The organism is Acinetobacter sp. RIT698 (assembly GCF_009668065.1).
Lineage (GTDB): Bacteria > Pseudomonadota > Gammaproteobacteria > Pseudomonadales > Moraxellaceae > Acinetobacter > Acinetobacter guillouiae.
Window position 1 is genome coordinate 1 of record NZ_WJYH01000058.1, and the last position, 24,741, is coordinate 24,741.

The 24,741-nt window shown below is 36.9% G+C and carries 28 protein-coding genes and 3 pseudogenes; all 31 read left to right on the forward strand.

The features are described from left to right. Positions 1-398 precede the first annotated feature (398 nt). The gene (locus GJV03_RS18705; protein ID WP_154130808.1) at positions 399-785 is read left to right on the forward strand and encodes a hypothetical protein; all 387 of its coding nucleotides are present in this window, start codon (positions 399-401) and stop codon (positions 783-785) included. A gap of 44 nt (positions 786-829) precedes the next feature. After that, on the forward strand, positions 830-1,306 hold the full coding sequence (locus GJV03_RS18710; protein WP_154130809.1) for a hypothetical protein: 477 nt from the start codon (positions 830-832) through the stop codon (positions 1,304-1,306). After that, entirely contained in the window at positions 1,266-1,907 is a 642-nt protein-coding gene (locus tag GJV03_RS18715; protein WP_154130810.1) for a putative metallopeptidase, read from the forward strand. The genes GJV03_RS18710 and GJV03_RS18715 overlap by 41 nt, the downstream gene beginning before the upstream one ends. Positions 1,908-1,965: 58 nt before the next feature. Beyond that, complete coding sequence (locus tag GJV03_RS18720) at positions 1,966-2,487, forward strand: DUF2280 domain-containing protein (RefSeq protein WP_004720063.1); 522 nt, start codon at positions 1,966-1,968, stop codon at positions 2,485-2,487. Beyond that, complete coding sequence (locus tag GJV03_RS18725; protein WP_154130811.1) at positions 2,447-3,742, forward strand: terminase family protein; 1,296 nt, start codon at positions 2,447-2,449, stop codon at positions 3,740-3,742. Before GJV03_RS18720 ends, GJV03_RS18725 begins: the two co-directional genes overlap by 41 nt. Beyond that, positions 3,739-5,206 (forward strand): annotated as a pseudogene (locus GJV03_RS18730) (DUF4055 domain-containing protein). Before GJV03_RS18725 ends, GJV03_RS18730 begins: the two are co-directional and overlap by 4 nt. Then, complete coding sequence (locus GJV03_RS18735; RefSeq protein WP_154130812.1) at positions 5,172-6,281, forward strand: phage head morphogenesis protein; 1,110 nt, start codon at positions 5,172-5,174, stop codon at positions 6,279-6,281. The pseudogene GJV03_RS18730 and the gene GJV03_RS18735 overlap by 35 nt, the downstream one beginning before the upstream one ends. Positions 6,282-6,374: 93 nt before the next feature. Continuing rightward, the gene (locus GJV03_RS18740; RefSeq protein WP_004720068.1) at positions 6,375-6,563 is read left to right on the forward strand and encodes a hypothetical protein; all 189 of its coding nucleotides are present in this window, start codon (positions 6,375-6,377) and stop codon (positions 6,561-6,563) included. A gap of 105 nt (positions 6,564-6,668) precedes the next feature. Continuing rightward, complete coding sequence (locus tag GJV03_RS18745) at positions 6,669-7,454, forward strand: DUF6651 domain-containing protein (protein ID WP_154130813.1); 786 nt, start codon at positions 6,669-6,671, stop codon at positions 7,452-7,454. A 57-nt stretch (positions 7,455-7,511) separates the two neighbouring features. Beyond that, a complete protein-coding gene (locus GJV03_RS18750; protein ID WP_154130814.1) occupies positions 7,512-8,648 on the forward strand; it encodes a P22 phage major capsid protein family protein in 1,137 nt (378 codons plus the stop codon). A gap of 44 nt (positions 8,649-8,692) precedes the next feature. Beyond that, complete coding sequence (locus GJV03_RS18755) at positions 8,693-9,232, forward strand: HeH/LEM domain-containing protein (protein ID WP_154130815.1); 540 nt, start codon at positions 8,693-8,695, stop codon at positions 9,230-9,232. 4 nt (positions 9,233-9,236) lie between these two features. Further along, positions 9,237-9,611, forward strand: a complete 375-nt coding sequence (locus GJV03_RS18760; RefSeq protein WP_154130816.1) for a hypothetical protein — start codon at positions 9,237-9,239, stop codon at positions 9,609-9,611. After that, positions 9,608-9,979 (forward strand): glutamate 5-kinase, encoded by a 372-nt coding sequence (locus GJV03_RS18765; protein ID WP_154130817.1) that lies wholly within the window; start codon positions 9,608-9,610, stop codon positions 9,977-9,979. The genes GJV03_RS18760 and GJV03_RS18765 overlap by 4 nt, the downstream gene beginning before the upstream one ends. Before the next feature lie 47 nt (positions 9,980-10,026). Then, positions 10,027-10,410, forward strand: coding sequence for a hypothetical protein (locus GJV03_RS18770; protein WP_004720080.1), 384 nt, complete (start codon positions 10,027-10,029; stop codon positions 10,408-10,410). 40 nt (positions 10,411-10,450) lie between these two features. Further along, positions 10,451-10,831: a hypothetical protein gene (locus GJV03_RS18775; RefSeq protein ID WP_154130818.1), complete on the forward strand. Its 381-nt coding sequence runs from the start codon at positions 10,451-10,453 to the stop codon at positions 10,829-10,831. After that, a complete protein-coding gene (locus GJV03_RS18780; protein WP_154130819.1) occupies positions 10,828-11,238 on the forward strand; it encodes a hypothetical protein in 411 nt (136 codons plus the stop codon). The genes GJV03_RS18775 and GJV03_RS18780 overlap by 4 nt, the downstream gene beginning before the upstream one ends. A gap of 319 nt (positions 11,239-11,557) precedes the next feature. Continuing rightward, positions 11,558-12,472, forward strand: a complete 915-nt coding sequence (locus tag GJV03_RS18785) for a phage tail tube protein (RefSeq protein WP_154130820.1) — start codon at positions 11,558-11,560, stop codon at positions 12,470-12,472. Between the two features lie 2 nt (positions 12,473-12,474). Further along, a complete protein-coding gene (locus GJV03_RS18790; RefSeq protein ID WP_154130821.1) occupies positions 12,475-12,960 on the forward strand; it encodes a hypothetical protein in 486 nt (161 codons plus the stop codon). Between the two features lie 369 nt (positions 12,961-13,329). Next, positions 13,330-13,503, forward strand: coding sequence for a hypothetical protein (locus GJV03_RS18795; protein WP_016539714.1), 174 nt, complete (start codon positions 13,330-13,332; stop codon positions 13,501-13,503). Between the two features lie 116 nt (positions 13,504-13,619). Beyond that, positions 13,620-14,429: a DUF4882 family protein gene (locus GJV03_RS18800; protein ID WP_154130822.1), complete on the forward strand. Its 810-nt coding sequence runs from the start codon at positions 13,620-13,622 to the stop codon at positions 14,427-14,429. A gap of 93 nt (positions 14,430-14,522) precedes the next feature. Further along, the gene (locus tag GJV03_RS21825; protein WP_252720741.1) at positions 14,523-14,780 is read left to right on the forward strand and encodes a hypothetical protein; all 258 of its coding nucleotides are present in this window, start codon (positions 14,523-14,525) and stop codon (positions 14,778-14,780) included. Between the two features lie 18 nt (positions 14,781-14,798). Further along, positions 14,799-18,641: a tape measure protein gene (locus GJV03_RS18805; protein ID WP_252720742.1), complete on the forward strand. Its 3,843-nt coding sequence runs from the start codon at positions 14,799-14,801 to the stop codon at positions 18,639-18,641. A 70-nt stretch (positions 18,642-18,711) separates the two neighbouring features. After that, positions 18,712-19,188 (forward strand): hypothetical protein, encoded by a 477-nt coding sequence (locus tag GJV03_RS18810; protein WP_154130823.1) that lies wholly within the window; start codon positions 18,712-18,714, stop codon positions 19,186-19,188. A 509-nt stretch (positions 19,189-19,697) separates the two neighbouring features. Then, a complete protein-coding gene (locus GJV03_RS18815; protein ID WP_252720743.1) occupies positions 19,698-20,189 on the forward strand; it encodes a DUF4189 domain-containing protein in 492 nt (163 codons plus the stop codon). A gap of 78 nt (positions 20,190-20,267) precedes the next feature. Continuing rightward, positions 20,268-20,717, forward strand: a complete 450-nt coding sequence (locus GJV03_RS18820; protein ID WP_154130825.1) for a surface-adhesin E family protein — start codon at positions 20,268-20,270, stop codon at positions 20,715-20,717. Positions 20,718-20,868: 151 nt separating this feature from the next. Next, positions 20,869-20,967: pseudogene (locus tag GJV03_RS21830) on the forward strand (DNA-binding protein); the annotation flags it as partial. A 137-nt stretch (positions 20,968-21,104) separates the two neighbouring features. Continuing rightward, the gene (locus tag GJV03_RS18825; protein WP_252720744.1) at positions 21,105-22,376 is read left to right on the forward strand and encodes an AAA family ATPase; all 1,272 of its coding nucleotides are present in this window, start codon (positions 21,105-21,107) and stop codon (positions 22,374-22,376) included. Between the two features lie 3 nt (positions 22,377-22,379). Beyond that, positions 22,380-23,099: an HNH endonuclease gene (locus GJV03_RS18830; RefSeq protein WP_154130826.1), complete on the forward strand. Its 720-nt coding sequence runs from the start codon at positions 22,380-22,382 to the stop codon at positions 23,097-23,099. 72 nt (positions 23,100-23,171) lie between these two features. After that, positions 23,172-23,816: a TonB family protein gene (locus GJV03_RS18835; RefSeq protein ID WP_154130827.1), complete on the forward strand. Its 645-nt coding sequence runs from the start codon at positions 23,172-23,174 to the stop codon at positions 23,814-23,816. Positions 23,817-23,887: 71 nt separating this feature from the next. Beyond that, positions 23,888-24,232, forward strand: a complete 345-nt coding sequence (locus GJV03_RS18840) for a phage tail protein (RefSeq protein ID WP_154130828.1) — start codon at positions 23,888-23,890, stop codon at positions 24,230-24,232. 50 nt (positions 24,233-24,282) lie between these two features. Continuing rightward, positions 24,283-24,741, forward strand: a pseudogene (locus GJV03_RS18845) (phage tail protein); the annotation flags it as partial.

Genomic DNA, 24,741 nt, shown 5'->3' on the forward strand with positions numbered 1-24,741 from the left:
GCGAATAAAAATCTTCTATAAACCCATTTGAGAATACAGTAAATTCCTTACTGAAAATAAATATCATAAGGTGATTTGTTCCACATAAATTTAAAAAATAGTAAATTTGAGCTAAATTGTTCTACAAAGTATTAAACAAAAATTTGAATAAATGTTAAAAAATAATATAGGTTGATTGTTGTGTTCCTGATTCCCTCTGAACAAGAATATGTTGATTAATCTTAAAGCCCCTTCTTAGGGGCTTTTTAATGTTCACTGAAAACTGTAGATGCAAAACCAACATCAAAATTCAAATACTTCCGTGAACTTTGTAAAAAAGAAAACATTTTTTTAGTTGAGAATATTCAGACTAAAATATAAAGTAAAAAAGAATTTTTTTAATAATACGTGACAAAACTATGAAATTTATAATTTTATTAACGAGTATTGCTTTTTTCGTCTCAGCTTGTGTTGGCACCCCATCAGGAACTTTACCTGGTAGTAGTAATAGAGTAGCCACGATTAGCGATAAAATGAGTAAAAGAGTAGGGCAATCGGAAATCACTTTAGTGAGTGAATTAGGTCCACCTGATTACAACTATACTGCTTCTAATGGTTCAAAAATTATTTCTTATGAGGTGGATTGGGGAATTGGGGCAAATTCACCACTTTGTGTAATGAAGTATCTAATTGAAAATGGTGTTGTAACTAAATGGGGCCATAAAGGATGCCCTAATCGTTTTACCCGTAAAAACCAGGAGCTTATTCCTAACTCTATACCCGTTCCAAAACCAACACTAAATTAAATTTATTGACCTCCTCCGGGAGGTTTTTTATTGGAGATTCCTTTATGGAAATTAACCAATACACCACTCTTACCCCAAAGAAGCCTATTAAAACAAAACCAAGAACAAGACCATTGCCAAAGGCAAAAGAAGCATACTTAAAAGCATTTAAAGACTTTGAGCAATCGTTGAATGTATTCAAAATTAAGTATGAGAAATTATTCAAATTTGAATCAACAAAACATTGGCGTTTCGATTTCCATCTTATTAAGCACAGAATTTTAGTTGAGATCTCAGGTGGACCATGGTCGGGTGGTCGCAAAGGTAAGCTGAAAGATAAAGCTTGGAGTATGGATCGTTACGATGTTGCTGCCGATATGGGTTATACAGTTGTGAGAATAGAGTCATCACCAAGATATAAAATTCAGGAAGATGGACCATTGCAGGTCGAAGCTAATTTTTCTAGTCAGTGGCTTAAGAATTTGAAGAGGCATATTTTCAATGGAACAGATCAGACCATTTCCACCAACAGAACTGATTGATCAAGCTGAGGAAGAAGAAGCGATTCGCTTGGCACCTGCAGCAGATCTAAAAGAATGGGTGGTAACCAACTTTCTTACGCTTGGCGGTGCACTTCATAATCCCGACCATGACCACATAGCAGAGCTATTACATGATGATGAAACCTTTTTAGCTTTCGCATGGGCGTCATCTGCCGCCGTTGCTAAAAAGCGTATGGTATTAGGGCAGTGTGAAAAGGTCATGTTTAATCAAGGTGGTTGGCGTAAAGCTCGGCAAGAGCAGCAAATGCGCGACTGGTTTGGATTTGTACCTATATATCTCATTACTGTAGATGCAAGCTTTTGCGAACGTGCAAATGATCGTGAATTTTGCGCTTTGATTGAGCATGAGCTATATCACATTGGTGTAGAACGTGATGAAGATGGAGAAATCCTCTATAGCGATCATACAGGCTTACCTAAACATTATTTAGCTAGCCATGATGTAGAGGAATTTATCGGGGTGGTCAAACGCTGGGGAGCAAGCGAAAACGTCAAGCGATTGGTTGAGGTAGCTCAAAACCCGCCGTTTGTATCAGATTTTAATGTATCTGCGTGTTGTGGAACTTGTGTGATCAATTGAGCCTCTTGGCTCTTTTTTTTGCCTATTTACCCTTACGTAGTCTTACGAAGGGGTGGTTATGGCAACACTTAAAGAGCCTGTGAAAATCTTTATAGTTCAGTCTCTTGCTTGCTTTGAAACCCCTCAACAAGTTGTAGATGCTGTAAGAGAAGAATTTGGTATTGAAATTGAACGGCAGCAAGTTGCCTCATATGATCCAACAAAAGCAACATGTAGAGGAATGAGTAAAAAGCTTAAGACACTTTTTGAACATACCCGCGAACATTTCAAGAAAAATATATATGACATTCCATTAGCCAATAAAGCGGTACGCCTTAATGAACTCCAAAAGATGTATGTCGATTGGAAGAATAATAAAGTAAAAAAACAAAGCATCATTAAACAGGTTAAGGATGAAATGTATGGTTATGAAATTCAATTATTAGATGAGCAGCTTAAACAGCTTGAAATAGACAGAATTAAAAACGGAGATGGTGAAGGCGCTGATGATCCTACACCAGTAAAAGTAACTATTCAGGTTGTTGATGCGAGTAAAGAAAATGCCGAACATAAATCCGACTCTGAATGTACCTCAGGCTAATTTTCTACAGCTCAAAAATAAGTTTCGTGCATTTGTCGCAGGATTTGGATCTGGTAAAACTTGGGTGGGATGTTCAAGTCTTTGTGATAAGTCTTGGGAATTTCCGAAAGTACCTTTGGGCTACTTTGCACCAACCTATCCTCAGATACGAGATATTTTCTTTCCTACCATAGATGAAGTTGCTTTTGACTGGGGCCTTAAGACCAAGATTTATGAGTCAAATAAGGAAGTTGATATTTACTATGGTCGCCAATACAGAAGTACAGTTATTTGCCGTTCAATGGAAAAGCCTCAAACAATTGTTGGTTTTAAAATTGGTCATGGCCTAATTGATGAACTTGATGTCATGCCTACGCTTAAAGCACAACAAGCATGGCGAAAAATCATTGCTCGTATGCGTTATAAGCAAGCGGGTTTAATCAATGGTATTGATGTGGCCACCACACCTGAGGGATTTAAATTTACACATGAACAGTTTGTAAAAGAGGCTAACTCAACACCTCAGAAACGAGCACTTTACGGAATGATTCAGGCTTCAACCTACGATAATGAAGCAAATTTACCTGATGATTATATTTCTTCGTTATTCGAGTCCTATCCACCTCAGCTCATTTCTGCATATTTAAAAGGGCAGTTCGTAAACTTAACTAGTGGCGCTGTATATCCTGATTTTGATCGAAAATTAAATCATACCAATGAAGAGATTAGACCTAATGAGTCTTTACTCATTGGTATGGACTTTAACGTTTTGAAAATGGCTGCAGTTGTTTATGTCATACGTGATGGTAAGCCCCTAGCATTGGACGAGATGGTTGGAGTGAGAGATACACCCACAATGGCAACATTACTTATTGAGCGCTTTCCATTTCATGAAATGACAGTAATTCCTGATGCAGCAGGACAATCTACATCATCTAAAAATAGCAGTGAGTCAGATCACCAAATATTACGAGATAAGGGTTTTAGGATTGAAGTGGATGGAATAAACCCTGCAATTAAAGATCGGATTAACGCAGTAAATGCTCTGATTCTTAATGCAGAGGGTGAGCGAACACTTAAAGTAAATACCAACAAATGCCCCCGTTTTACAGAAACGCTAGAACAGCAAATTTATGATGATTTTGGAATGCCGGATAAAAAATCAGGTTTAGATCATGTAGGAGATGCTGGTGGTTATCCATTGGCAAAGCGATTCCCGATTATAAAACCTGTAACCAGCCTTAAAGACATTTCTATTTTTGGACGAAGAAAATGACAGGAATAACATCACTGCACACAGAATATAGTGCAAATATTAATGCTTGGACAAAAGTGGATGATGTTTGTAAAGGGCAGACTGCAGTTAAAGCTAAAGGAAAACGTTATTTACCTGTTCCACAAACTTTTGAAGAAGATGACAGATACACAGAGTATTTGGATCGAGCTGTATTTTATGGTGTAACTGGCCGAACTCTGAAAAGCAATATTGGTTTAGCTTTTAATAAGCTTCCTGATTTCAAACGACCTGAAGAATTAGAGTACTTAGATCGTAATGCTGATGGATCTGGGCGTTCGATTTTCCAAACATCACAATATATGTTGAGTTTAATCCTCAAGCATTATCGTTGTGGTGTGTATGTTGATTATCCAGAAGTAGCTCCCAGTCGTAACCGGGAGGAAGATAAACAAAAGAATGCATTTCCAATGATTCATATCCTAAAAGCAGCCTCAGTTGAAGATTGGGACCATATTATTTTGGGCAATCAGAAAGCTCTCTTTCGTAAAGATTCTTGAAACTGTCTCTACACGCACTGCCGACGGTTTTGGCCGTGACGTTAAGAAACAATATAGATTTTTAAGACTGGATGAAGGTGAGAATGGTCATACTTATACAGTTCAAATTTACAAGCAGAATGATAAAGGCGAGTGGTTGGAAGATAAAAAATATACCCCTACAGATTATCATGGCAAAGCTTGGTCATATATTCCATTCACATTTTGTGGAGCTGTCGATAATACTGATGAAATTGATAATGCACCTTTACTTGAACTCGCAGATTTAAACCTTGCTCATTACCGGAACAGCGCTGATGTTGAAGAATCAGGTTTTGTTGTTGGCCAACCCATTATTTCAATGCCTGATGTGACTCGTGAGCAATACGAAATTGCAAAGAATGAAGGTTTAACTGTGGGTTCGCGCCGTGGCTTCCCAACCAAAATTGAAATTGTACAAGCAGAAAGTAATAACTTGGCCAAACAATTGATGACAGACAAATGGGGGCAAATGAAAGAAATGGGTGCTCGCCTAATTGAAGTGGGATCTGCTAATAAAACTGCAACGCAAGCCGATAATGAGGATTCTATTCAGCATTCTGTCGTCTCTTTGGCAGTATCAAACATTAGTGAAGCACTTCAAATGGCTTTGCGTTGGTGCGCGAAATTTGCATTGCCTAACCATGACATAAAACCAGATGAATTAACTTATGTGATTTCTCAAGATTTCAATAAGCAGAAATACAGCGTAGAGCGTTCAAAACTGATTTTAGAGATGGTGCAAGGTGAGTTAATACCACCAGAAGTTCTTTATCAATATGAGCAAACTGGAACATTCTCAGATGCTAAATGGGAAGATATCGAGAAAAAGATAGATGAATATCGGATGAGCAAGCCATTAGGTGGTTATCAGCCATATCAAGGTGTAGATGATGAAAGATCAAATGATCCAACAAGCAGTACTTGATGCCTTAAATCAACACAACTCATATCTTCAACGACTTTCTTCAGCATCAGTTAATGAAATTTTAAAAACGTTTGATGGTTTATCAATCGAGATGCTAAATAGGCTTCAAAATTTGCTAATCGAGCTAAACGAAGCTGAAAAGACGATTTTGGTCAGTGGTAAATACACGACCTCTTCATTGAAAGATATTTTGGAAATTTTGATGAATTGGCAGCAATCAATTTCTGTCGTACTTCCTGAGATATTTACAGCTTCAGCAATTGCTTTAGCAGTTCATGAGGCTGGATTTATTTATGCTTTAGCTGAAAAGAAGCAACCTAAATTAGAAGGTGACAAGCTTTTTAAAAAGTTTAGGAAAGTTCCTTATGCTGCAGGTCAGCTGATCGATCTGATTTTTCCAAATATTGCTGAGGATGTCCGTAAAAAGGTTGAATATGTTATTCGTGATGGTATTTACCAGGGACAAACGAGTCAGAAAATTGTTCAACGGATCAAGGGGACTAAAAAGCTAAATTACTCAGATAGTTTATTAAATCAGACCCGTAATGCGATAGATGCCGAAGTTAGAACTGCAAGATCACATGTCAGTAATATTTCATATCTGGATACTTGGAAAGCATTAGGCTTCAACTACACAAAAGATGTGGCAACATTGGATGGGCGTACAAGTTTAAGCTGTGCTGCCAAAGATGGACGCATACAACAAATTGGGGAAGGTCATCAGAAACCACCATATCACCGCCGTTGTCGAACTATTCAAGTAGGTTGTGATAAAGATGGTGATTTAGCTGGTATACGTCCTTTCGTTTCAGATAAGAGAGCTGTCAAAAATATTCCTAAAGATCAACGTGAAAGCAAGATAGGTCAGGTGGATGCGAATCTAACGTATAAAGAATGGTTTGCGCGTCAGGATGAATCTTTTCAAAAAGAATGGTTAGGTCCATCGAAATACAAACTCTATTCAGAAGGTGGGTTTTCAATTGATAAATTTGTTGATCCATTAAGTGGAAAGGCATTCACGCTTAAGGAATTGAGAAAAAATGATATCAAAACTCTTAATGATTTAAGTTTGTAATTACAATTTGTAAAACTATTTAAAACGAAGTAAAGATTATTTAAGGTATAACTTAACTATGTAAAAAGTCTTTTAATTTTAAGGGGGTGGAAAATGCAAGAAAAATATTTTTATCTTAAAACGTTTGACCTGAAAATTGAGGATGGGCTTGAGCATAATGTTATTAATGTTGGTCTTTTTACTTCAAGACAAAATGCAATAGAACATCTAAAAAGCTTAGGCAAAAATTTAGAATCTGAAGGTTATGAATTTGCAATTATTGAGTTATCAGTAATTTCTTAATTTTTTTAAAATCAATACGACCGCCGAAAGGCGGTTTTTTATTGCCTGAAATTCGGATGAATAAGGCGTAACGAGCGGATGCTCAATTTTAAAAGGTGGAAACCTATGAAAATCAAAACTGTAGTTGTTGAAGGTAAAACATACGCTGAAGTGAACGAGCAAGGTTTGCCTGTTTATGTTCATGATGATGGTAAAGAAGTAGGTTTTGATGCTGCCCATGCGGTACAAAAAAATAGTTCTTTAAATGCGGAAGCTAAAACCCATCGTGAAGCAAAAGAAGCAGCAGAAACTAGCTTGAAAGCATTTGAAGGTCTTGATGTTGAAAAAGCCAAACAAGCTTTGACTACTGTCCAGAATCTTGATGCTAAAAAATTGATTGATGCTGGTGAAGCAGAGCGTGTTCGTAATGAAGCGATTGCATCAGTAACACAGTCATTCGAGCAAAAATATAATCCACAAATTGAGAAATTAACCAAAGATCGTGACACATATCAACAGCAATTACATAGTGAATTAATTGGTGGTGGATTCGCTCGATCTAAATATATTGCAGATAAATCAGCTGTTCCTGCGGATGTATTTCAAGCGATGTTTGGCAAAAACTTCAAAGTTGAAGATGGTAAGCCAACTGCTTATGACAACAACGGTCAAAAGATTTATTCACGTACCAATCATGGTGATGCAGCTGGTTTTGATGAAGCCTTAGAGATTCTTGTTGGTGGATATCAACACAAAGATTCTTTACTTAAAGGCTCTCAAGCAGGTGGTGGTGGCTTTAATGGTCAAAGTGGGCAGGGTGGTGGTAAATCAATGTCACGTCAAGGTTTTGAGCAATTAAGCCCTACTGATAAAGCATCATTTATGAAAAGTGGCGGTGAAATTGAATCTTGATTTGTAAATATCTTACAGCCTGCATTAGCAGGTTTTCTTATTTTTGGAGTCCAATAAATGGCTAATAATTTAAATGGTTTACTACCTACGCTTTACACTGCTATGGATATCGTATCTCGTGAATTAACAGGGTTTATTCCAGCTGTTACGCGTGATAGTACAATTGAGCGTGCCGCCGTGGGGGATGACGTAAAAATTCCTGTAACTACAGTTGCCGGCGCACAAGATACTGTGCCTGGTGTAACTGCGCCTAATGCTGGTGATGGCACAGTTGATAATGTGGTTGCGAAGATTACTAAATCTCGCAATGTGCCGATTCGTTGGAATGGTGAGGAAACTCGCTCACTTCAAAATGCTGGAACATATCAAACAATTATGGCTGATCGCTTTGCACAAGCGATGCGGACATTGATTAATGAAGTTGAATATGATTGCTGGCTTGAAGCATATAAAGGTGCTGGTGGTGCATATGGTGTGGCTGGATCTACTCCATTTGCTGTAGCAGCTGATATGACCGACTTTTCAGGCATTTTGGGTGTATTAGAGCGCAATGGCGCACCACGTAATGACCTTCAGTTAGTTTTAGGACATTCTGCAATTGGTAACTTCCGTGGTAAGCAGTCACAGCTCTTTAAAGTAAATGAAGCTGGAAGTGCTGATTTACTACGAAATGGTATGACTGACCGTGTAATGAATTTTGCTATTCGCCACTCTCATTCAATCGGTATTCACACTAAAGGATCTGGTGCTGACTACCTGGTGAATGGTACACCTGCAATTGGTGATAAAACTTTAACTGTTGACGGTGGTACTGGTGCTGTTTTAGCTGGTGACATTCTGACTTTTGCTGGTGACACCAATAAATATGTTTCGGGTGGACTGGTTGGTGCCAACCTTTCATTAAATGGAGGGCTAATTATTGAACCTGCAGATAATTCTGTAATTACTCTTGGCTCATCTTACACGCCGAACGTAGCGTTCTCTCGCTCTGCGATCGCATTAGCAACACGTGCGCCTGCACTACCCGAAGGTGGTGATAGCGCAGATGACCGCACTACCATTGTTGATCCTTTAACTGGATTGGCTTTTGAAGTATCGGTGTATCGCCAGTACAAACAGGTTGTGTATGAAGTTGCTTTAGCTTGGGGTGTAAAGGCAGTTACTAAGCGGCATATCGGTTTGCTAATTGGGTAATGGTTTGGGCGTCTTGCGCCCATTTCTTTTTTAAGGAATGAACAATGTTAGCAAAAACAGTAAAAATTAAAGATGGTGAAGATTTTCGCATCATCAACGAATTGGATTTTCAGCATGGCCAGCATGAATTGTGTGAGGGTGAAGAACTTTCTATCAACCCTTTAACTGTAGATGTTGAGGTTGGTATTACACCAGAACTCCAAGCTGTGATTGATGACGCAAAGGCAGAATGTGAAAAGGTTGTTGTTGAGAATAAAGATCTAAAACAACAATTGCATTCATTAAAGACTGAGCTTTTGCACGGTGAGCCTACTGATTTGACTGGTTTGGTACCTACTGAGCAATTCGATGCTGTAGCACTTGATCTAACCCATACAAAAGAGCAACTAGCCACCGTGCAGGGTGAATTTATTGCCTTTAAAAATGATGTTGGTGCAATGAAAGAACGTATCTCTGAACTTCAGTTAGTTGATTATTCAAAACTTAAAGTAGATGAACTTAAAGATGTTCTCAAACTGAAAGGCATTGCATTCTCATCTGATGCAAAAAAAGATGACTTGCTGGCCCTTTTGCCAAAGGAATAATACTATGAGCTTTATTACTATTGCAGAAGCTGAATCTATCCTTGGTGCAGACTTTGCCGATGATAGTGATAAGGCTCGTCTAGTTTTGCTGGCCAATACATGGATGAAGAATGAAATAGGTTTTGTTCCTAATCCAATAGATCCCTTATTGCAAGATGCAGCATGTGAAATTGTGAAAGGCATTAAGGCCGGTGTGATTTATTCAGGAGTATCACGGCAAACTACAAGCGAGCGTGTTAAGGCCGATACAGTTGAAGTTGAAGAGTCATTTGTAGAAGGAAGTCGTGAAATTTCTGAATTTGAACAGATTGCTAAAGCATTTATAAATTCGCTGGATCTAAAACCTAAGGGATTCACATTCAAGGTGTATCGTGGATGAGAGATAAGATTCAATCTAAAGTGGCTAAAGCCTTTAATACTAAACTTGCAGATGCTATCACCACTTTCACTTGCTCCAAAGAAATCCAATCAGGTGATTTCGACTTTGAAACACAAACTTATCCTACTGTGACCGTTGAGCAATACTCTGGACGTGGTGTATTTGGCTCATATAAGCGAGATTTGGTAAAGCCTATTGATTATCAAGTTGAGGATATAAAAGCTACTGTGCTTCAAAATGAAGTGAATGGAATACCTCAGATTGAAGATGTTTGGGTAACTTCTAAAGGTAGATTTGAAGTTTTAAATGTTGGTGAGGATCCGAGTGGAAGTATTTGGGTTTTACAGTTGAGGAAAGTTGCAAATTAAATTGGTTGTGATATTTAATATTATCAAATTACTTAAATATCTTAACAATGAAATTAATTTTTTTCTCTGCTTTACTATCACTTTCTATAAATGTGTATGCACTCGAAGATCCAAGTCGTTACAGACAATGTTTTGATTCGGCAGGAAAAAATAAAATCAGATCTTGTCTTGTTGTATATGGTACAAATAAAGATAGTAAGTACACTGAATTAAGCTTTAGAGATAAAACTTACCATATTAAACAGCCTATAGCGTGTAAAAGTGAAGATTGTGAATATGAGATGGGCGAAGATTTGAACTATCTTACAGAAGCAGAAAAATACTTTTTAGATAGAAGATTGAAAGTGATAAATAGTAATTCAAATACTAAAATTTGGTCATGCTATAAACAAGTTAGTGGTGAAATTAATGTTTGCTTCAAGGTTAAATAATATTTAACCCACTTCGGTGGGTTTTTAATGGGTGGAACTTATGAGTTGGAACGGGCTAAGACCATCACAATTCACACTCCAAGTTTTGCGTGATGGCTCAGAATTACAAAGAAAAATCACAGCAGCAATGCTTCAAGGTGTGATTATTAGAAGTCCAGTTGATACAGGGGCTTTCAGAGGCAACAATCGAGTTTCAATTGGTAGTGTCGATTACACCAAAGACTTTCAGAAAATAGATAAATCAGGTACCACTACCATTGCAGATGGAATGGCCAAAATACTGAGTGTTCAATTAGGGATGATAGTCTTCATTAGTAATAATTTGCCTTATTCAATTGCTCTTGAAAATGGGCATTCTGGGCAGGCACCTTTAGGTATTTATTCAATCACATTCCAGTCAGTTACGAGTAGATATAAATGATGACTTTATCAGAGGCTGAATTGGCGATATACAAGCGTATAGGTCAATTTACTGGTGTGGAAAAAACTAATCTTCGTATTGAAAATCAAAAAACTCCAGATGGTAAACCATTTGATCCACCATCAAATAAACTTTGGTGCAAAGTTTATATTCAGTATGGAGATAGTTTGATTGCAGGTATTGGAAATGGACCCTGTATTCGAGATATAGGCACAATTTCAATCCAATGCTTTGCACCAAAGAATTCAGGCACGATTGAAATGACAAATCTATGTGTTAAATGGAGAGAATACTTACAATCCTTTGGTGTTTCATTTCTTGAAGTCTATAAAGTCCATGCACCACAAGATATGGATGATGATAATTTTTACGCTAAGATAGTTAGAGCAGAATTTAGGGTGAATTGAGATGGATACAGATTACTTGCGATTTAAAAATGAGCGCCAAGAGTTAATAAATAATATAAAACTGTCTTCCGGATCACCACCTGATTTAGAAAGTAAGTCAATCTCAGAATTAATGCGCATCTATTTTGCAACAATTGATAGTCAGTGCTCACAATGTGGAGGCCATATCACAAAGTTATCATTCACATCTATTTACCCAAATAATAAATCTTGAGTATTTCAAGAATAAATTAATACCAGATTGAAACCTAACCACTTGGTAAATTATCACCTACCTCCTTAAAGGAGGTTTTTTTACGACTAAATTAAGGAGAACTTGATGAGTTCTGGAGCTAAACAATTAACCCGAGTTGGTTTTGAAGCATCACCTGGTGTGATTGCAACCACTTGGAATACTTTTGCATTTACCACCAATGGTTTAGATGCATCAGCACAAACCACCGAATCACAAACGATCAAAGATTCACGAATTGCAGCTGGTACTTTAGTGACTGGTGTTGAAGTACAAGGCGATATTGAGTCTGAATGGGCTTATGGCATTCAAGATGGAGTCTTAGAGCTAATCGCCTTCAATGCTTGGAATAGCAATGTTTTAACATTTGGTGGTACTACTCGAAAAACACTTTCGATTATTCGTGGCTTTAGTGATATCGATAACTTCCAAGTTTTCACTGGTTGCCATATTAACCAATGGACTTTATCAATTCCTGATAGTGGTATTGTGACTTCTAAATTCGCGATTATGGGAATGAAGCGTACAGCTTATGAGGTTGCACCGACTGGTACCGTAACACCTGCAGTGGATGCCATTCCATTAACAAGCCTATCCACTGGTGACATCCTTATTGATGGTGAAAAGAAACAAGGAATGTGCATCACTCAGATTGAATTAACCATTGATAATACAATGCAAATTCAGAAGTGCTTAGACTATGAAAATAACATTGCCGCAATCTTAGAAACCATTATGAAAGGCAGTGGTAACTTTACAATTGCATGGTCCAAAAACACTGCAGAACTTTATGAAAAACAATTCTTAAATGAGCCGATCGGCCTTGAATATTCATTGAAAGACACTGCAGGTAATAAATACACACTCAAACTACCTAAGGTTCAAGTATCTGCGCCTTTGCCAAGTGGTGGCGCTGGTGATGTATTAACTACTCAGTTCTCGTTCACAGTCGCGGATGTTGCACCGACTCTTACACGTATTCCTGTAGTTGCGGGGCCTTAATCATGTTAATTGAAATCGAAGAACAGAAGTCAATTGAATACGTTCAAGAATGGTTTGATTTTAAAGATGGCGTGAAATTACTCATTGCGAGTATTGATAAGCCATCGTTCCAGCGCTCACTTGAACTTAATGGGATTCAAGCCGAGCAAGAGCTTGCAGGCATTAAGGCTGTTACAGATGAGGGTGCAGTTAAAGCCAAATTAGGTTTTAACCGAGCTGTTTCACATTTGTTGCTTGGCTGGGTTGGTTTAATTAGTAAAGATAAAAAGCCAATCGAATACAGCCCACTAAATGCTGAGTTGATTTGTACAAGCTCGAAGCAATCTCTTGAAATTATTGTATTCATCATGGATAAGGCTCAAGAAATCCGTAATTCAAAGGCAGATGAGATTGTTGATGAAGTGGGAAAGTCCTCAAGCACTACGAACAAAGAAACATCAAATGGTGCGAAGAAAAAACAGCAGAAATCTATCAGAAGCTCGGCATAAAACCACCTGAGCGTTTAGAGCCAAGTTACACCGCAAACCATATCATTAAAGCCTTTAATCTAATTTCAAAGGCACGCCGTTTTATTACCTTTCCGCAGGGTGGTGGGTTCTATGACTCACTCACTCTTGCTGACATTAAAAGCTATTTTGATGTGTACGGTTGCGACTTAGATCGAGGGCTTTTTGTTGAGTGTATTTTTGCACTTGATGGGAAGTACTTGAGTGAAATGAATAAAAAATGATGGTCTTGTTGTAGTGGCGCTCATTACAACTCCAATTAAATGCATTAGAAAAGCAAAAAGCCCACGATTCACAGTCGATGGGCTTTTTTGTTTCCCACAAATTGACCAAGAATAAGTGAGAACCTAAGTGAATTTTAACCTAAATATGCAGGTTGATAAAGTGATGAATAAGTTATCAGAAAGTAAACCTTTAAGAGTTTGGACCTATTTAATAATGGCTGCGATTATTACTGGAATACTCGCATGGCAAGCTGCCCCAATACTACAAGCAATAGCAAAAATCATAGAAGTTACTAAATAAAGCCGAACTTTTTAAAGGTCGGTTTTTATTGAGGGGTAAAAAGCTTTATCGGATTTATTTCGCATAACTAACTTTATTGTTCTATATTTTATTTTCAAAATAAAAAGGAATGAATAATGAAAAAATTAACTATCGCGTTAGCAACAGGATTAGTGAGCATGAGTGGGTGGAGTGCTTGTACTTATAATTTTGACGCATCCCTGAGTCAAATACAGACTTTAGCAGGATACTCGGTCCCTAATCTTGCACTTTTTCCTCAAAATTCAAATCAAAAGATTGGTTTATCTTTACAATCAGTAATGCCTGCTGGATCAGCAGGAGATGTTATGGTTTATTATAGTACAAGTAGTGCTTATGCTAATAATTCTATTGAATATTTAAAGACTAATAGTGGAACATTAGGAGATAAAACACTCCCTTCAACTGGTATGGTTGCAATAGAATTTAACTACAAAGTTCCCTCAACACTTAGTCAAGGTGGATTGTCCACACCAATTAGTTTTGGTGGAAATATGGAAAATGGTAAAATGTTTCAAGTAGCAACATTTTACACAAATGGTAATGATGGCAATAATTCTTTTAATAAATTCTGGTTTTCATTGATAGCCGAAGGTGTAACGCAGGTCAATCTTAATAATTTAAATGGCTCTCAAGTTTCAAATTCATCACTACCACAAAAAATTGGTATTTATGTTAATCAATCTTCAAATCAAATTGGTCTAATTGTAAATGGGGTAAATCAGGGATATGTTTATACTCTTCCAAGTAAGGCGAAAAATTTTGGGGTTATGCTAAATGCACTCTCTCAAAATATTGCTTCCGTGGATGCTAATAAGCAATTCTCAGTGGAGCTAATCACAGATTCAACAAAGATGACCCAAACCTACCCAACAGGCGCAAAGGATGTCTGTGGTAATACAATCTAAAAGCTGAAATTTATTTAACCTCCTTCGGGAGATTTTTTATACCTGTAGCCCGCCTTTCCTGCGGGCTTTTTTTCATCCGTAGGAAAGTAAAAAATGGCTGAACAACGCAGCACACTCATTATTGAAATTAGCTCAGAACAAGCAGCACGTAATGCACGTGCTTTAGATCGAGAGCTACAAAGTATCGAACGCACTGGTAATTACGCAACTACTTCAATGAACTCTATGTCAGTGGCAGTACGTCAATTGGCAGGGTATTTGGCTGGGGTTGTGACTGTTGGTACTGCGATCGCTAAGATGGATGATTGGACTAATCTTAACAACCGATTGCGCCTAGTAACTACGAGTTAGAAAGCCTTAAATGTGGCAATGCAAGATACATTTGATATTGCTCAACGATCTGGTGCGGCTTGGGATGGTACTGCAACCATTTATCAAAAGATCCAATACAACAGTGAAAAATTGGGTTTAAGCCAAGAGAAAGTTGCCAAGATCACAGAATCTATTTCCAAATCAATTAGTAACTCAGGTTCGAGTGCCCAAGCAGCCAGTGCAGCTTTATACCAACTAGGCCAGTCTTTCGATAAATCATCTTTAAATGGTGATGAGTTTGTTTCGATGAGTGAAAACGCGGGCTACTTAATGGAAGTGTTTGCAAAGGGCTTAGGTGTAACTCGTGCTGAATTGAAAGAAATGTCATCTCAAGGATTATTGACCACTGACAAAATGGTTCAAGCAATTGAAAAAATGTCAGGTTCAATTGAAGAAGATTTTGGAAAAACTAATTTCACTATCGGACAATCTTTCACTCAGTTGTCTAATGCTGTGACTAAGTTTGTTGGAGAATCAGGGCAAGCTACAGGTGCTGCGTCTACTATTTCTGGTTCACTTAGCGTGCTTGCAGAAAACTTAAATACAGTAACGAACATTGCCATGATCGGTGGTGCTTATTGGCTTGGAACTTATATTCCAGCACTTTATACAAGCACAATGGCGGGTTATGGAAAAATTAAGCAACTTACTGAACAGACAGCTATTCAGTATGCAGCTATCCAAGCAGAGCGGATAGCAGCTGCTCAAGAACTCACATCAGCAGAGGCTCGTGTTGTTTCAACACAGGCAACTTTGGCGGCAATTGCAGCTGAAAAAGCCTTAGAGGTTCAAAGATTAAAGGAGCAAATCAATAGTATTGGTCGGACTGCATCAATAACACGAATGGCTCAACTTAGAAGAGTTGAAACACAAGTAACTGCAGAATTAACACTTGCTCAAAACGCTTTGGCTACATCTCAAAGCCGTGTTAATGCCGCTCAAAACATGTCAATGGGGGTTGGTCGTGGATTGTTAGGAATTCTTGGTGGACCAGTAGGATTAGGTTTAACTGTTGCAGCTGTTGCTGGTTCATATCTAATGCTTAAAGATAGTACCAAAGATACAACTACCACACTTGATTTACAAAAGAACACTGTAAGTGAGTTGGTTGAAGAATATTCAAAGTTAGATGAGCTTCAAAAACGTACAACATTGCGAGAGCTCGAAAAGCAAGTTAAAAGCTTGGCCACTAGTTATACAGTTGCTTATTCAGATTTGAGTGCAATGATTGGATGGCTTGAAGAGTCTGGTTCAGTGTCTGAATCTACAGCAAGAGAAATCAATAAGCTGTTCAAAGAATACAATAAGGGCAAAATAAGTTCGTCTGAATTTGCAACAGCAGTGAACAATCTATCGGGAGTGCAGAAAAAGCATAAAGTTGAAATCGATGAGTTGACTACAGCCCATGCAAAAGCTAATGCAGAATATAAAAAGGTTAAAACTGCTCAACAAGCATTAACCAATCAAACTTCATCTGCTATAAAGGCAAATAAAGACGAAACAGACTCCATCCTTCTTAAGAAGAAAGCTCTTGAAGAGTCAAAAAAAGCCTATGACAGTTATAAGTCAGGAGCTTTTGATGATATTAAAGAAATGGCAGCAAGGGCTAAATTGCAAAGTATGGGGCAGTCAGATGCCTTAATTGAGCAAAACTTGAAGGTTTTAAAAGCATTAAATTTTGATCCACTTAAAACTAAGACTCCTTACGCACAGGAAATGTTTAAGGTTGCTGATATTTCCGCAAAAATGGAGGAAAAAGAGGATTCAATTACCCAAGCGAAAAAAGACCAAACTAAGGAGCTTGAGAAGCAACTTAAAGTCTTACAGGTCAACGAAAAAGTTAAGGCTAATGCTGCTAAATATAACTTCGGAGGATTGGAAACCCAATATGGGCTTTTGCCAGGTTTACTGTCAGGTATCAATATGCAAGAGTCACGTGGTAAAGCCGATGCAGTTGGCCCAATGACGAAGTATGGTAAAGCAAAAGGTGGATTTCAATTTCTTGATGATACAGCTAAGCGTTTCAAATTGACCGGAGGCGATGTATTTGATTTAGGTAAATCCGCAGAAGCAGCCGCTAAATATCTGCAAATTCTCTACAAAAAATTCGGCTCTTGGGATAAGGCTATTTCTGCTTACCATGCTGGCGAAGGCAATGTAGATAAAGGCACAAATATTGGACCAGTAAATCGCCAATATATTCAAAATGTAAAAGGCTATATTGCAGGAACAAATGGTTTTGAAGGCTCGACTAAAGACTTTGATACTTCTATCAAAGATTTGGTTAAGTTCTTGCAAGTTAAGCAAGATATTGAACTGCAATATTCAAGTGGTGAGCTTCAACGCAAAACAGAACATGAGAAGAAATTAGCAGATATTCAATCTCATTATTCAGGTGATACATACACAAAACTTGAGCGTCAAGAGAATGAACGCTTTGCTAATGAAAATCGACTTGCTGAACTTCAATTTGATTCTAATGTGAAGGGTTGGAATTGGACAAATGAGCAACGAATTCAAAATGAAATCGAAACTCAAAAAGTAACTATTTCTTTAAACAAAGAATATTCTGATATACAAAAACAGATTGCTAAAGAAAAAGTTGATGAAAAATTTGCGTATGAAATTGAAAAGTCTAAACTTGCTAAAGATCAGCGTTTACTTCAATCAACTGAATTTTACATGTCAGAAATTCAACTGGCTAAGGCTAGATATGACATAGAAAAAAGGCTTATTGCTCAGAATAATGAAGATTCAGCTGAAAATGCATTTAAAACACAAATGCTTGAACTTCAAAATCAAGTTGATATGAATCGACGCCTAAAAGATGCATCTATTGGGTGGGATTCTGTTCAATCTCAAATGAATGGATCTACTGGGCGTTTTCAAGTTAACCAAGATAAATTCAGCAGAATGGGAGCATCACAAAATCTATTTGATACTCAGATAGCAGATGTTGAAAACCAAGAGCAAGAACCTGGAGCGGATTTACAAAAATTAGCTGAGGTTCGTGAACAAATTTGGGCTGCGCATAATAAACGGATGATTGATATTGAAAATCAGTATCAAACGGATTCATTGAATTTACAATTAACTCAAGCTCAGCAATTGACCGGTTCATTTGCAAATATGTTTAAAGGTATTCTTGGTGAAAGCTCAGGTGCATATAAAACAATGTTTGCAATGCAGCAGGGGTTTGCGCTTACTCAAGCGGGTATGAATTTATGGTCATCTGTTTCTGATGCTTATGCTAAAGAGCCAGGTACTGTATGGCAGAAAGTTGCCGCAGGTGCTAAGGCGGCTTTGGATCAAGGCACTTTCTTAGCAATGATCCAAGCTATAACACCTCAAGGTTTTGCAACTGGTGGCTCTATCACAGGCAAAGGCACTGGAACAAGTGATGATATTCCAATTATGGCATCCAATGGTGAGTTTATGATGCGTCAGTATGCTGCCTCTAAAATTGGTCTAGTTGCTTTAAATTACATGAATCAGACGGGTCAGATACCATTTCAGCGTGAATATCTTGACATGAAATCTCAGTACTTAGGTTCTACTCAACCAGATTTAAATGTTCAAAAATTTAAAGATGGAGGGCTAGTGGGAGTTTCTCGAATGAGTGGTGACGATGTTGATAGAAGGCAGTTTCAATCTATTCAGCATAATTCCTCACGGAGCAGTGAACCCAATATTACCATTCAAGTAAGTATTACTGATTCTGGTGTTAATACTTCAGGTAGTAATACACAGGATCAACGACAGTTTGCTCAGGTTGTTGGTAATGCTGTACGAGCTGTGATTATTCAAGAGAAGCGTCAAGGCGGTTTGTTGTCAAAATAAGAATAGCCACTCCGGTGGCTTTTCCTTTGATTAATTGATATTTTATAAGCACTTCAAGGAGTGCTTTAGAATGAAAAGTTTATTGCTGATTGGCACTTTAGGATTATTGCCAGCGTTAGGTAATGCAGAGTCTGTAACAACTTCTAAAGGTGAAAAAGTAGAACAAAAAGACAATCAAACTTCGGCTATTGTAAGGCTCACAGATCATGATTATGTTTTAGATGGAAAATATTATGATGTAACACTTAAAGATGGTAATAAAAAAGACGTTATTGTGAATGTATCAACATTTGTAGACCAAAAAGATGGGAAAAAATTAACTAGAAATCAAGCTTTGTTTGGGATCAAAATGACAGAGATTCCAATTCTAGATGGTCTTAAAAATCGACACTCTTATGTTCCAATAAAAGTTTATATTTATCAGGTAGGTAATTCAGTAAACATTACTATCGAGTATTTTGCAAAAATTTATGGTGCAAAAAAAATAGGTTCAAATTCTACAGACTTTACTTTGGATCAAAATGGTGAAATTCAAATTGTGCAGTAAAGAAATTAAACAATACCCACCTAAGTGGGTTTATAATTTAATTCAACCAGTTTGAAAGTACATAGCTCACAATTTCGATTAAAACTAGGCCTATAAAGATCGAAACATATATAGGCATTATGATATTTTCTGTAGCTTTCTCTGACCTTTCTTGAGCACGCTCTTCGCTTTTATTAATTAGCATATTAACCTCTAAAAATTTATGAAGTTGCTACTTATATCGTGTGCTTATATTTACGCTACATTGTGAATATATGTAGTGCAATGGTTGTGGGATAAAAATGTAGATGACTCAAATATGCCAGTTGTATTGAGAAGATTTAGTTAAATATTTTTGAGTGTTAATCAATTAATAAAGCAAACCACCTTAAGGTGGTTTTTTGCTAAGAATTATTTTAAGATTTAGATCAAATAAATATTTCACCTATTAAATTACTAACAGGGACGAAACAATTATGACTAATGAAAATAAACCTCAGATCATACAAAATTTTATATCATTAATTTGTATGACTCTATTTTCAATTATTATTTCTGGTACTGCACATGCTGAAGGAAATTGTCCCTCTGGTTCTTATCCAGTAGGCGGTCAAGGTGTGCAAGGCTGTGCACCAATTCCAGGGGGTGGTGGTTATCAAGGAGCTGCAAGTAACCGTACTTGGAAAGTTGTAGGAGCAATTGCTGCTGGTACTAATGGTGTGGTCGGAACGTCATTTGCCAAAGTATTTCGCGGAAAAATACAGGAAAATGCTCTTGAAGATTGCCAAAAGAAAGGGGGCACCCAATGTAAGCTTTGGTTTACCTATTCAGAAACTGAATGCGCAACAGTTGGACAAGCTGAAGGAACAACCTTACTGTATGGTCGTGTTACTGGAAGTAGGATTCGTGGCTGGAGTCGAAAGTTAGATGGTCGTGAAAATGTATATTCACAATGTCAAAACGAAGGCTTTCCTAAAGAACGATGCAAAATCGTCTATGAAAATTGTAGTGGAATAATGTAATTAAAAACATATCCTCCCTCGGGAGGTTTCTTTTTGTCCTTAAAATTAGTATCTTGGACTAAATACTAGAGATATATCATGAAAAGCTTACTTTTAATTTTCTGCTTATTGGTTTCCAGTTTTTGTTTTGGGGTTGATTGGAAGTATGTATCTTTAGGAGCATTAGATGAATATGACAAGGGGATCTATGTAGATAGCAGTCAATATAACTATGATAAGAAAAAAAATTCCATTAAAGCATGGTTCAAAACAGAAAGTTATGACGGTTACGAAGGTTTCAGAAACAATATCACATACACAAGATCCAAAAATTTGTACGAGTTTTTATGTGTTGAAAATAAAATGAGGCTTTTAACTTATGAATATTATGATAGTAAAGGTAACATTTACGCATCCAACCAATTTGATAGCAGAGAAGTGGAATACAACACTGTTACACCAGGCACTTTAGGCGAAAGTTTATGGAAAGTGGCGTGTATTTCAAAAGGTAAAGGCTTTAGATACCATAAAGATCAAACCGTAGAATGATTAACAAAAGTAGAAATGAAAAAAATACTCAAGAAGAAATTAATGAGACGAATAAGGGGCTTCACGCCTTGCCAAAAAAGGAGTTATTCAACTTCCTTTATTGGTGAAAGTTTGAAATAAACAATAACTTAGACCAAATAAATTTACAAATGTATATGAGTTCACAGGTGAACGAGGTAAACGTGACAGCATCATCGTAGTTGCTCAACTTTGCCCAGAGTTCACGGCTCGTTTGGTAGATTGTTGGCAAGGAGTATATTCCTCTTTCTATAATCCCTACCTCCAAACAAAACCCCAGTAGCTACCAACTATTGGGGTTTTTCATATCAACTTTGTGCAAAAGAGACATAGATAAATTTTAACCACAATTAAAGGTTTAATAAAGCTATGAATCAGACTCAAAACAAGCTTGGAAAAATTTCTATTGAATGTATGATGAACTCATCAAATAACAATGGCTTGGATACAATGAAAGTTACATCATTGGAATTAACGGATGTTGGGGGGATACCTCATTTAAAATTAGAAAATATCAACCCTCAAATGAATATTATTTGTGGAGAGAATGGGGTTGGGAAGACTAATATTCTGGATTCGGTAGCATATCTTTTTTCAAATTGGTCTAGAAATCAAATAAAAAAAAGATTTGGAAGTGATTATGGAGAGATAAACTCAGAGGTATATTTTGAGAGTGATTTTACTAATGGAGTTATAGGGGCGCTGCACCCAATAAAATCAACATTAACTGAGTTTGATCCAGTTGCCACACGCAATTATAGATCGGATATTGACCAAATATTCTTGAAACAGGTCATTTATTTAAGAACACTGAGGGATTTACAATATAAGCGGCTCAAAGGTATTGAATCAGATCCAGATGAAAAGGATTATGGTCTTGATTTGATCCAGGGACTTTCTAGTGATGATTTAAAATCATGGTTTATTAGCAGATTTTATCAATTTAGTGCTGGCAATTTAGAAGATCAATTTAGATTAAATTTTGAAATAACTAAAACATTGTTTGGCAAGCTTGATGGTAAATATTCATTCCGGACTGTGACAAGAAAAAATGAAATAATTGTGTGCACTGCTTTGGGGGATGAAATATATCTTGAGTACTTATCTTCAGGATTTAAGTCATCACTATTTATACTGATGGGGATAATTAAAGAAATTGAATTTAGATTTCAAAAAAATTTGCTGAAATCAGTAGATTTTGATGGAATCATTCTTATCGATGAAATAGAACTACACCTTCATCCTGAATGGCAAGGTCGCATTTGTACAATTCTTAAAGAAATTTTTCCTAAAGCTCAATTTTTCATAACAACACACAGCCCTCATGTAGTTCAAACTGCTGCTAAAGATGAAGTAATAGCTCTTGAGCGTGTAGATGGTGAAGTTCTTCAACGTGATTTACCAGAATCTGAATATGGTTATCAAGGATGGACTGTTGAAGAGATACTTGAAGATGTTATGGGAATGACTGATTTAAGGACTTCTAAATATAAAGAAGTAAAAGCTAGATTTGATAAGGCTCTTGATGAGCAGAATAAAGTTGATGCAATCGCAGCGTATCAAGAACTTGATAAAATGCTGCATCCTCAATATCCATTACGACCAGTTTTTAAAATGCAGCTAGATAGTCTTGGAGAATAATCCATGATCAAGTTGCAAAGAGGTGAAAAGCCTGAATATCTTTCAGTGGAAAAAGTTCATGAATTGACGGAAAGATTTAAAAAAGACAAAGCTAAAGTAGTGTGGAAAGATGTGAGCATTGGTAATCCACTACTATTAAGTTCATCAAATAAATGCGCATACTGTGAATGCAAGTTACAAATCGAAGATTCATATATGCAGATAGAACATTTTAAAGATAAAGACTCATATCCTGATAACGTTGTTGAATGGGAAAATTTATTACCTTCATGTGGTCGTTGTAATAGAAAAAAATGGACATTAGATGTTGAGGAATTCCCAATAGTTAATCCATATGTTGATGAGCCCAAAGCACACCTATGTCAAGAGTCATTTAGGCTTTATGGCAAAGATGAAAAGGGTAAGACAACAATTACCAAACTTTTCTTGAATGATGATGATCGCGTTGTTCTTCCTAGGTTTTTGGCATGTAATGAGGTTAATCGGCAATTATCAAAATTAGCGTTAAACCTTGCAAATATTGATGATACTAAGGATTCAGTGTCCAAATTATTATTATCATGCCAGGCAGATAAAGCATACTCTGCGTTCTTAACAAGCACATTACATTCGAGTAGTGACTATCAAGAAATTAAGCATCATCTAGAATCTATAAATGCTTGGGATCATGATATGGAAGAACTACATCAAAACTCTTTTAATCTTGTTCTAGATAAAAGATAAACCAAACCGCCCTCAGGAGGTTTCTTTTTGGCCTTAAAATTAGTATTTTGGACTAAATACTAGAGATATATCATGAAAAGCTTTATTTTAATTTTCTGCTTATTGGTTTCCAGTTTTTGTATCGAATCAAATGCTCAGGTTCAAGAAGTGCAGAGAAGTAAAGAAACTGGAATGTTAATGAAATGGATAATACCGCCAAAAATTAGAATTGATAATGAAATATTAGAAGGTTACGACAGAGATTTATTAATCTATTTAGAGACCGATGAGAATGGTAGGGTTCAAAAAGCTGAAGTAAGCAAAAGTAGCGGAGTGGATGAATTAGACAGGTTAGTGTTAAGGGCTGTGAAAAGATCAAAACTCAAAGTTTGGAATGAATGGGATATAAAAACAAATCATCCATCGCGCTTAAAACTACCTTTTGAATTTTCAGTTTCCAGAATTCCTGAATATGCTGTATATCCTGAATTTACTTATACTAATGCTGATTTAAAAGGAAGTGATAGAACGATAAGATTGAGTGTAGAGGCTAATGAAAAAGGTAAATTAACCAAAGTCAAAGTTTTTCGAGGGACTGGAATACCTACTCTAGATAAATATGTTTTAAGTGAGTTCATCAAGCAGGCAAGTTTTAAGCCTTTGATTATAAATGGCAAGCCTCAACTTATCAAAACAACTGCAGATTTTAGCTTTATTTTAAGATCATCAAGTGATTAATATTCAAATACTTATTCAGCATTAAACTTAAAACCCACTCACCCGAGTGGGTTTTTTATTGGACCTAATTTATGAGCAATGAAAAATTTACATATCCATGTGATCTAGATGGAAACTCAGGCAAACAAAACTTCAATATTTTGACTTCAAAATTTGGTGATGGCTACGAACAGAATATCTCAGTAGGCATCAACAATAAAAAGGGGGAGTGGGCATACAAATTCACATCTACCAAGGAAGAGATCCTTCAAATCAAAGCTTTTTTTGATAGACATAAGGGGGCTGATTCATTTCTATGGAATTCTCCATTGGATGGAGAGGTGAGAGTTAAAACAGATACAAGCTATTCACCGAGTCAAGTGGGTGGAATGATCTGGACTATTTCAACAACCTTTACCCAAGTGTTTTACCCTTAAATCTAATTAACTTCACGCCCCACTAGCTGGGGCTTTTTAGTGAGAAAAATATGGCTAAGCAAACAATTAATTTAGGAACTGCACCTACTGGTGCTGGTGGAGATACTTTTCGCTCTACTGGCACAAAAACGAATGCGAATTTTACAGAAATTTATAATCAACTTGGTGCTGATGGTGCAGGTGCATTGCCAACAGTTTTACCGATTGCTAAAGGTGGTACAGGTGGAGCAACAATATCTGGTGCAAAATCTGCGCTAGGTTTAGGTGATGCTGGATTTGGTGGTTATAGTCTTGCGCCTATTGCATCTCTAGCAAATGTGAATACAGTTTCTGGTTTTGCGAATGTGTTGGGTGTGAATAAATTTGCTGTAACTGCTCACGGAGATTGGCAACAAGGTAATCCAACAGCAAATACACTATATATGCCTCAGCGATATGGATCTTTATTTGGATATCACGGAACAGATTCAAATGGTACTTATGCATATCAGATTTTCAGGGGTTCGGCT